General features: G+C 59.0%; 8 protein-coding genes. 4 read left to right on the top strand and 4 right to left on the bottom strand.

Features of this window, described 5'->3' with window-relative positions; all coding sequences use genetic code 11:
- The first annotated feature begins 194 nt into the window (after window positions 1–194).
- Window positions 195–1,253 (top strand): MerR family transcriptional regulator, encoded by a 1,059-nt coding sequence (locus URZ40_RS22795; protein ID WP_320721230.1) that lies wholly within the window; start codon window positions 195–197, stop codon window positions 1,251–1,253.
- On the opposite strand, the gene dauA is transcribed toward URZ40_RS22795, so the two are convergent.
- The 4 genes from dauA to lolB form a co-directional block, all read right to left on the bottom strand.
- Window positions 1,239–2,918: a C4-dicarboxylic acid transporter DauA gene (dauA, locus tag URZ40_RS22790; protein ID WP_320721229.1), complete on the bottom strand. Its 1,680-nt coding sequence runs from the start codon at window positions 2,916–2,918 to the stop codon at window positions 1,239–1,241. The two genes, URZ40_RS22795 and dauA, sit on opposite strands and share 15 nt — an antisense overlap.
- A gap of 124 nt (window positions 2,919–3,042) precedes the next feature.
- On the bottom strand, window positions 3,043–3,990 hold the full coding sequence (gene prs, locus URZ40_RS22785) for a ribose-phosphate diphosphokinase (protein ID WP_003856663.1): 948 nt from the start codon (window positions 3,988–3,990) through the stop codon (window positions 3,043–3,045).
- 125 nt (window positions 3,991–4,115) lie between these two features.
- Window positions 4,116–4,985: a 4-(cytidine 5'-diphospho)-2-C-methyl-D-erythritol kinase gene (ispE, locus tag URZ40_RS22780; protein WP_320721228.1), complete on the bottom strand. Its 870-nt coding sequence runs from the start codon at window positions 4,983–4,985 to the stop codon at window positions 4,116–4,118.
- The gene (gene lolB / locus URZ40_RS22775) at window positions 4,982–5,593 is read right to left on the bottom strand and encodes a lipoprotein insertase outer membrane protein LolB (protein WP_028013462.1); all 612 of its coding nucleotides are present in this window, start codon (window positions 5,591–5,593) and stop codon (window positions 4,982–4,984) included. The genes ispE and lolB overlap by 4 nt, the downstream gene beginning before the upstream one ends.
- A 201-nt stretch (window positions 5,594–5,794) precedes the next feature.
- Between lolB and hemA the strand changes: the two genes are divergently transcribed.
- The 3 genes from hemA to URZ40_RS22760 all read left to right on the top strand — a co-directional run.
- Window positions 5,795–7,051, top strand: a complete 1,257-nt coding sequence (hemA, locus tag URZ40_RS22770; protein ID WP_021240361.1) for a glutamyl-tRNA reductase — start codon at window positions 5,795–5,797, stop codon at window positions 7,049–7,051.
- A gap of 41 nt (window positions 7,052–7,092) precedes the next feature.
- Window positions 7,093–8,175 (top strand): peptide chain release factor 1, encoded by a 1,083-nt coding sequence (prfA, locus tag URZ40_RS22765; RefSeq protein WP_021240360.1) that lies wholly within the window; start codon window positions 7,093–7,095, stop codon window positions 8,173–8,175.
- Window positions 8,175–8,661: HemK/PrmC family methyltransferase (locus tag URZ40_RS22760; protein ID WP_320721225.1), on the top strand; the 487-nt coding region annotated here is incomplete at its 3' end. The genes prfA and URZ40_RS22760, both read left to right, overlap by 1 nt.

The raw sequence follows: 8,661 nt of genomic DNA, 5'->3' as shown, positions 1-8,661 counted from the left end.
AATGTCACAGGGCCTTCCGGAGGGTGGAAACGCAACGGCCCGGTAGATACCCCCCAGCCCCGAAAAAAAGCCAGTCAGTTGCTTAACTGACTGGCATTACTCCATCTGGAGTCGTTTTTTTTGCATAGCATATTGACCCTCACGTAACGTAAGGCTCCAGAGTGGCGGCACTGGCAAAGAAAAAAGGAGCAGTTATGTTGATTCAGGTGGGCGAACTTGCGAAACGAGCCGGTATCACCGTGCGGACATTGCATCACTACGAGCAAACAGGGCTGCTGCTGCCTTCTGCCAGAAGCGCGGCAGGTTACCGGCTTTACAACCTGGCGGATGTGCAGCGACTGCACATGATCCAGGCGCTGGCAAAAGCGGGGCTGGAACTTGCTGAAATCAGGGACTTTCTGGAAAAGGAGTCGCTGTCGTTAACCGAGCTACTCGATGCGCAAATTACGCTGCTGGATGAACAGCTGCGCAGCATACACACGCTGCGCGACCGGCTGGTGGAGCTGCGTACCGGGCTTACCGATGATGCGACGCCGGATCTGGAATCCTGGCTACAGACTCTGGAGTTGATGAATATGTACGATCGCTGGTTTAGCAAAGAAGAGTTACAGCAGCTGCCGTTTGCGGTGCAGAAGGACGCGCTGTCGGCTATCTGGTCAGGGCTGGTGGCAGAGGCCAACGCGTTGCTGGAACAGGATATACCCGTTGCTGACACGCGGGCGATGGATCTGGCGACGCGCTGGATGGAACGCCTGGAGCAGGACACGGCGGGCAGGCCGGAGTTTCTCACCCGCCTGAACGAGATGCACAGCGTGGAGCCTCAAATGCGCGAGCAGACCGGCATCACGCCGGAGATGACCGATTACATCACGCGCGCGTTTGCGGAATCTAAGCTCAGCATATGGGAGAAATACCTCACTGCCGAAGAGATGGCCTTTACCCGGGCGCACTACTTTGACCGCATGATGGAGTGGCCACCGCTGGTGGCGAAGCTGCATCAGGCACAGCGGGAAAATCTCGATCCTGCTGCGGAGGAGGCGCAAAAGCTGGCGGAAAACTGGCTGATGTTATTCCAGTCGTACGCAGGGACGAACCCGGAGACCCAGCAAAAGTTTCGCGTTGCCATGCAGCAGGAACCGCATCTGATGAAAGGGACGTGGATGACGCCTGCCGTGCTTGCATGGCTCCAGCAGGCGATCGGGGTGATGATGCAGAGACGTTTCTCTGCATCGGGTAACTCACAGATCCGCTAAGGCGGCTTCCCGGTTAGGGTAGAAGGATAAGCGGCCAGGGATTGGCTGCACGCCCGCGCGCGCCATGGTGCGCAGGGGCTGGAATTCGAGGTTACTCACCCGCAGCTCGCAGCCTTCCGGCAGACGTTTCACAAAGCGCTGGAAGGCATCCAGGCCGCCGGCATCCAGCACCGGTACGGCATCCCATTTCAGCACCACAACCCGTTTGCCCATGATGCGGGACTCCAGATCGCTGAACAGACCTTCCGCCGCGGCGAAGAACAGCGGGCCAATCACGCGCAGCACCAGCACATCGTCAGGCACCTCTACGTTAACCGGGGAAAGGCGCGTCATCTGCGCGATGCGGCGCATAAACAGCAGGGAAGCGAGTACGATCCCGACGCTGATGGCGATAACCATATCAAACAGCACGGTCAGCGACATGCAGATCAGCATCACGATGATGTCGTCTTTCGGCGCGCGACGCAGCAGGTTAACCACCTTATGCGCCTCACTCATATTCCAGGCCACCATCAGCAGCAGGGCGGCCATGGCGGAAAGCGGCAGCCAGGAGAGCTGCGGGGCGAGGATCAGCAGGGCGAGGATCACCAGCACGGAGTGGATAACCGCCGAAACGGGGGAGGTCGCCCCCGCGCGCACGTTTGCCGCAGAACGGGCGATGGCTGCCGTTGCGGTAATACCGCCAAAGAACGGTGCGATGAGGTTGCCTAACCCCTGACCGACCAGTTCGCTGTTGGCTTTGTGTTTGGTACCGGTCATACCGTCGAGGACGACGGCGCAGAGCAGAGATTCAATCGCCCCCAGCATCGCCATCGAGAACGCGGCGGGCAGCAATGCGCGCAGAGAATCCCAGCTCAGTGTGAAAGTGGAGCCCGGCATGTCCCACGGCAACACCAACTGAGGTAACAGTTGCGGAATGCCGCTACCCTGCGAGCCGTCCGCCAGGACATAGTGAAACTGCGAGCCGATAGTCGCGACATGACCACCGAACATATTGACGATGGCCATCACCGCGCAGCCCAGCAGCAGCGCGGGCAGATGGCCCGGCAGGCGAATACCGAGGCGAGGCCAGACGATCAGCGTCCCGAGCGTCACAATCCCGATGGCGGCGTCGCCCAGGTTGGCGGTCGGCAGCGCCATAAACAGCGCCCCCACTTTTTGCAGGTAGTGCTCCGGTACGTGGGGCATCTGCAGGCCGAGGAAATCCTTGATCTGCATGGTTCCGATGGTGATCCCAATCCCCGAGGTGAACCCGAGCGTGACGGAAAGGGGGATGTACTCAATCAACCGACCAAAGCGGGCCAGGCCAAACAGAATTAAAAAAAGGCCGGACATCAGGGTGGCAACCAGCAGGCCCGCCAGACCAAACTGTTGCGAAACCGGGTAGAGGATCACCACGAAGGCGGCGGTCGGGCCGGAAACGCTGAAGCGCGAGCCGCCCGTCAGAGCAATAACAATACCGGCAACGGCCGAGGTGTACAGACCATACTGCGGCGCAACGCCGCTGCCAATCGCCAGCGCCATCGCCAGCGGGATGGCAATAATGCCGACGGTGATCCCGGCAATCAGGTCACGGACAAAACGTGACGAGGTGTACTTTTCTTTCCAGCAGGCGTCGATGAGGGCGCGAAAGGGCAGAACATGTGAGGAGGCTACGTTTTTCACAATTATCTATCATCCGTATGCGCATCATCTGTCATATGAATGGCAGGTGAAGGAGGCATTAATCATACAAATAAAACCCAGAGACAAAAAAACCCGCCGCAGCGGGTTTTTTGGCCGTGTTCGATTAATGTTCGAACATTGCAGAGATGGATTCTTCGTTGCTGATACGACGAATCGCTTCGGCCAGCATCCCGGACAGGGTCAGGGTACGCACGTTTGGCAGTGCCTTGATCTCGTCGCTCAGTGGGATGGTATCGCATACCACAACTTCGTCAATGACGGAGTTGCGCAGGTTGTTCACCGCGTTACCGGAGAAGATCGGGTGAGTCGCGTAAGCAAATACGCGCTTGGCACCACGCTCTTTCAGCGCTTCGGCGGCTTTACAGAGCGTGCCGCCGGTATCGATCATGTCGTCAACCAGCACGCAGTCGCGGCCAGCAACGTCACCGATGATGTGCATCACCTGAGAAACGTTAGCGCGCGGACGGCGTTTGTCGATGATCGCCATATCGGTATCGTTCAGCAGCTTAGCGATAGCACGGGCACGTACCACGCCGCCGATGTCCGGAGAAACCACGATTGGGTTGTCCAGGTTCAGCTGCAGCATGTCTTCCAGCAGGATTGGGCTGCCGAATACGTTATCAACCGGGACGTCGAAGAAGCCCTGGATCTGCTCTGCGTGCAGGTCAACGGTCAGTACGCGGTCAACGCCGACGCTGGACAGGAAGTCAGCGACAACTTTAGCGGTAATTGGCACACGCGCGGAACGGACGCGACGGTCCTGACGAGCATAGCCGAAGTAAGGGATTACAGCAGTGATACGGCCTGCGGAAGCGCGACGCAGGGCGTCGACCATAACAACCAGTTCCATCAGGTTGTCGTTCGTTGGAGCACAGGTGGACTGGATGATGAAAATATCACCACCGCGTACATTTTCGTTAATTTGTACGCTGACTTCGCCGTCGCTAAAGCGACCTACAGCGGCGTCGCCGAGGGAAGTGTACAGGCGGTTGGCAATACGTTGTGCTAGTTCCGGGGTGGCGTTACCAGCAAAAAGCTTCATATCAGGCACGAGAAGAACCTCAGGCATGCGTCCAGTGGTGGATAGCGTTCGCCGTAAACTGTGCGGGCCAGGCAAAGGCTATCCAGGCGGTGTATTAAAGAGCGCGATGCAACGTCTGGAACAGGGTGACGTTGTCACCGAAACTCAGTCTGCGCCAGAATTGCCTGCTGTAGCGGGGAAGTGTTCATCCCGCGCGCTACGAAACCATGCAGCCAATCCGGCGCTTGCTCAAGCACCTGACGAGCGGCGGATTCGGTGTCAAATTCAGCAAAGACACAGGCCCCTGTACCAGTCAGGCGCGACGGCGCGTATTCTAACAGCCAGGAAAGCACCGCATCAACCTCGCGAAAACGTTTTCTTGCGATATCCTCGCAATCGTTGCTGAATTCACAATTTAATAACGTTTCTATTGACCGTACCGGGGTATTTCTTTTCAGGTCAGGATCTTTAAAGATGACCGGGGTCGGAATGCTCACGCCGGGGTGGGCAACGAGATACCATTTTTCCGGCGGGTTGACCGGGGAGAGGATCTCGCCCACGCCCTCGGCAAAGGCCGCGTGACCGCGAACAAACACCGGGACATCTGCGCCCAGCGTTAAGCCCAAAGCAGCCAGTTCATCCGTCGACAGCCCGCAGCCCCAGAGGTGGTTCAGCGCAACCAGCACGGTGGCGGCGTTGGATGAGCCCCCGCCGAGACCGCCACCCATCGGCAGACGCTTATCGATACGGATATCCGCACCGCTTCCCGCCGGCAGACGCCCTGATTCCGCGGCGGCGTTCATCAGCAGACGCGCGGCGCGCACGATCAGGTTTTCTTCATGCGCCACGCCGTCGACCGGTGTCAGCAGGCAAATCTGCCCGTCCTGGCGCAGTTCAATGGAGATCGTGTCGCCATAGTCAATAAACTGAAACAGCGTCTGCAGGGTGTGATACCCGTCAGCACGCTGGCCGGTGATGTATAAAAACAGGTTCAGCTTCGCCGGAGAAGGCCAGTGGGTCATCATTTAACGATCCAGTTGTCCATTTTCAGCTTGATGCGCTGGCTACCCTGGGTCAGCTCCATGTTCGATGGCAGCGACGGTTTACTCTTGCTGTCATAGGCGCTGTACACCACTTTCCAGGTTTTGCCGTTCTGGGTGTAGTTGACCTGGCTCAGACGGTACTGGTCGTCCAGCGTATAGTCGGTTGCTTCTCCCGGCAGGCCGAGGATCCACTGGCGCAGGCTGTTCAGCGGAATTGGCATCCCGGTCAGCTTGCCAATCATCTCTTCGGCATCGGTCGCGGTATAGTGCTGGCCTTTGTTATCGGTGATCTGCGCTTCGCCCGGTTTGGCGATAAGCTCCAGCTCGGTGCTGCCCAGTGGGTTCAGCAGCAGCAGGCGATAGTTGTCCTGCCCCGTTTGCTGCCAGAAGAAGCGGGCATAAACCTTTTGTTCGTCAGAGAGATAAGCGAAGGCGCCCCGCGTCTGGTACTGCTTCAAATTAAGGACGTCCTGCTGGTGCTGACGCCACTGCGGTGAATCAGGGCTTTTGCCCGGGCCTTTTGGTTGGGTGACAGTACAGGCGGTCAGAACCAGTGCCGCCAGCGGCAGCAGGCGAATCAGTCGGGTCATAATGAGGACAAATCCTTGAGATACGTTGCAGTTATAACTGTTAATGCTAGCGCCCCGCAGTGCTACCGTCTACGTTCAAATTATCTCAAAGCGTTGAGTAACCTATTACTCCGAAAGGAGGCGGTCTCTTTTATTGATCTCGCGCATCCTGTATGATGCGTCCTGCTAACCTTATTAACGCTGGTACTACTCCCGCTCAACATGACCCTATTAGCACTCGGCATCAACCACAAAACGGCCCCGGTTTCGCTGCGAGAACGCGTTACGTTTTCGCCGGATACGCTTGACCTGGCGCTGGACAGCCTGCTTGCACAGCCGATGGTGCAGGGTGGCGTGGTGCTCTCGACGTGCAACCGTACCGAGCTGTATTTAAGCGTGGAAGAGCAGGATAACCTGCACGACGCGCTGATCCGCTGGCTATGCGACTACCACAATCTTAACGAAGACGAACTGCGTAACAGCCTGTACTGGCATCAGGATAATGATGCGGTCAGCCATCTGATGCGCGTCGCCAGCGGGCTGGATTCGCTGGTGCTCGGAGAGCCGCAGATTCTGGGGCAGGTGAAAAAAGCGTTTGCGGATTCGCAAAAAGGGCATCTGAAGGCCAGCGAGCTGGAGCGCATGTTCCAGAAGTCCTTCTCCGTGGCGAAGCGTGTGCGAACCGAAACCGACATTGGTGCCAGTGCGGTTTCTGTTGCTTTCGCGGCCTGTACCCTTGCACGCCAAATCTTCGAATCCCTTTCCACCGTCACCGTGATGCTGGTAGGCGCGGGCGAAACCATCGAGCTTGTGGCGCGCCATCTGCGCGAGCATAAGGTGAAAAAGATGATTATCGCGAACCGAACCCGCGAACGTGCGCAGGTGCTGGCGGATGAAGTGGGTGCAGAGGTGGTTGCGCTGAGCGACATCGATGAACGCCTGAAGGAGGCGGACATTATTATCAGCTCTACCGCCAGCCCGCTGCCAATCATCGGTAAAGGGATGGTGGAGCGCGCGCTGAAGTCGCGTCGTAATCAGCCTATGCTGCTGGTGGATATCGCCGTTCCGCGCGATGTTGAGCCAGAAGTCGGCAAGCTGGCGAACGCCTACCTCTACAGCGTGGATGACCTGCAAAGCATCATTTCGCACAACCTCGCCCAGCGTAAAGCGGCGGCGGTGCAGGCGGAAACTATCGTTGAGCAGGAAACCAGCGAGTTTATGGCCTGGCTGCGCGCGCAAAGCGTCAGCGAGACCATCCGCGAGTACCGCGGGCAGGCGGAGCAGGTGCGTGATGACCTGACTGCCAAAGCGTTAGCGGCCCTGGAACAGGGCGGCGACGCGCAGGCAATTATGCAGGATCTGGCGTGGAAGCTGACCAACCGCCTGATCCATGCCCCAACCAAATCTCTTCAACAGGCTGCCCGTGACGGGGATGATGAACGCCTGACTATTCTGCGCAACAGCCTCGGGCTGGAATAGCGCCCTATACCCATTTTCTAAGACAAGGTGCACTTACGCCTATGAAGCCTTCTATCGTCGCTAAACTGGAAGCTCTGCACGAGCGCCATGAAGAAGTACAGGCGCTGCTCGGCGATGCCGGGACCATCGCGGACCAGGAACGTTTTCGCGCGCTTTCGCGTGAATATGCGCAGTTGAGTGATGTGTCTAAATGCTTTACCGACTGGCGACAGGTTCAGGAAGATATTGAAACCGCGCAGATGATGCTCGACGATCCTGAGATGCGCGAGATGGCGCAGGAAGAGCTGCAGGATGCAAAAGCGCGTTCTGAAGAGATGGAGCAGCAGCTTCAGGTGCTGCTGCTGCCGAAAGATCCGGACGACGAGCGTAACGCGTTTGTGGAAGTGCGCGCCGGTACCGGCGGTGACGAAGCGGCGCTGTTTGCCGGGGATCTGTTCCGCATGTACAGCCGCTACGCCGAATCGCGCCGCTGGCGCGTCGAGATCATGAGCGCCAACGAAGGCGAACACGGTGGCTACAAAGAGGTTATCGCCAAGATCAGCGGCGACGGCGTGTACGGCCGTCTGAAGTTTGAATCCGGCGGTCACCGCGTGCAGCGCGTGCCGGCCACGGAATCTCAGGGCCGCATTCACACCTCCGCCTGTACGGTGGCGGTGATGCCGGAGCTGCCGGAAGCGGAACTGCCGGACATCAACCCGGCGGATCTGCGCATCGACACCTTCCGTTCCTCCGGCGCGGGTGGACAACACGTTAACACCACCGATTCCGCCATCCGTATTACCCACCTGCCGACCGGCATCGTGGTGGAGTGCCAGGACGAACGTTCACAGCACAAAAACAAAGCCAAAGCGTTGTCCGTGCTGGGTGCGCGCATCCACGCGGCTGAAATGGCGAAGCGTCAGCAGGCGGAAGCCTCTACGCGTCGTAACCTGCTGGGCAGCGGCGATCGCAGCGACCGTAACCGCACCTACAACTTCCCGCAGGGCCGCGTGACCGACCACCGCATCAACCTGACCCTGTACCGTCTGGACGAGGTGATGGAAGGGAAGCTGGATATGCTGATTGAGCCTATCGTGCAGGAATACCAGGCCGACCAGCTGGCGGCGCTGTCCGAGCAGGAATAATGGATTTTCAGCGCTGGTTACGCGAGGCGGCCGGTGAGCTTTCAGAAAGCGAAAGCCCGAAGCGTGATGCCGAAATTTTGCTTGAGCATGTGACGGGTAAAGCCCGCACGTACCTGCTGGCATTCGGTGAGACGCTGCTGACCGCTGAGCAGGAAGTACGGCTCGCCGCGCTGCTTGCCCGCCGTAAAACGGGCGAGCCGGTGGCGCACCTGGTCGGTGAGCGCGAGTTCTGGTCGCTACCGCTGTACGTCTCGGCGGCAACGCTGATCCCGCGTCCGGACACTGAATGTCTGGTGGAGCAGGCGCTGGCGCGTTTACCAACAGCTCCCTGCAGCATTCTCGATCTCGGGACGGGAACAGGTGCTATCGCGCTGGGGCGCGCCCCCCCGCGCCCCCCCGTGGGTGTTGGCGCGGGTGATGTGGTTGGCCGCCCCGGGGGGGCGGCGGCGGCGTCCCGGGGTACGCAGGCGGGCCGGCCCCGGGCCG

Origin of the sequence: Enterobacter sp. 296B2 (assembly GCF_034106185.1) — a bacterium.
Classification (GTDB): Bacteria; Pseudomonadota; Gammaproteobacteria; order Enterobacterales; family Enterobacteriaceae; genus Enterobacter; species Enterobacter cloacae_N.
The sequence above is the reverse complement of the archived record's forward strand: the minus strand, read 5'-3'. Positions and strand labels throughout refer to the sequence as shown.

Excerpts from the sequence above, each read along its gene's own strand:
- URZ40_RS22795 (WP_320721230.1), top strand. The coding sequence starts at position 195 with ATGTTGATTCAGGTGGGCGAACTTGCGAAACGAGCCGGTATCACCGTG.
- ispE (WP_320721228.1), bottom strand. The coding sequence starts at position 4,985 with ATGATGACCCACTGGCCTTCTCCGGCGAAGCTGAACCTGTTTTTATAC.
- lolB (WP_028013462.1), bottom strand. The coding sequence starts at position 5,593 with ATGACCCGACTGATTCGCCTGCTGCCGCTGGCGGCACTGGTTCTGACC.
- hemA (WP_021240361.1), top strand. The coding sequence starts at position 5,795 with ATGACCCTATTAGCACTCGGCATCAACCACAAAACGGCCCCGGTTTCG.
- prfA (WP_021240360.1), top strand. The coding sequence starts at position 7,093 with ATGAAGCCTTCTATCGTCGCTAAACTGGAAGCTCTGCACGAGCGCCAT.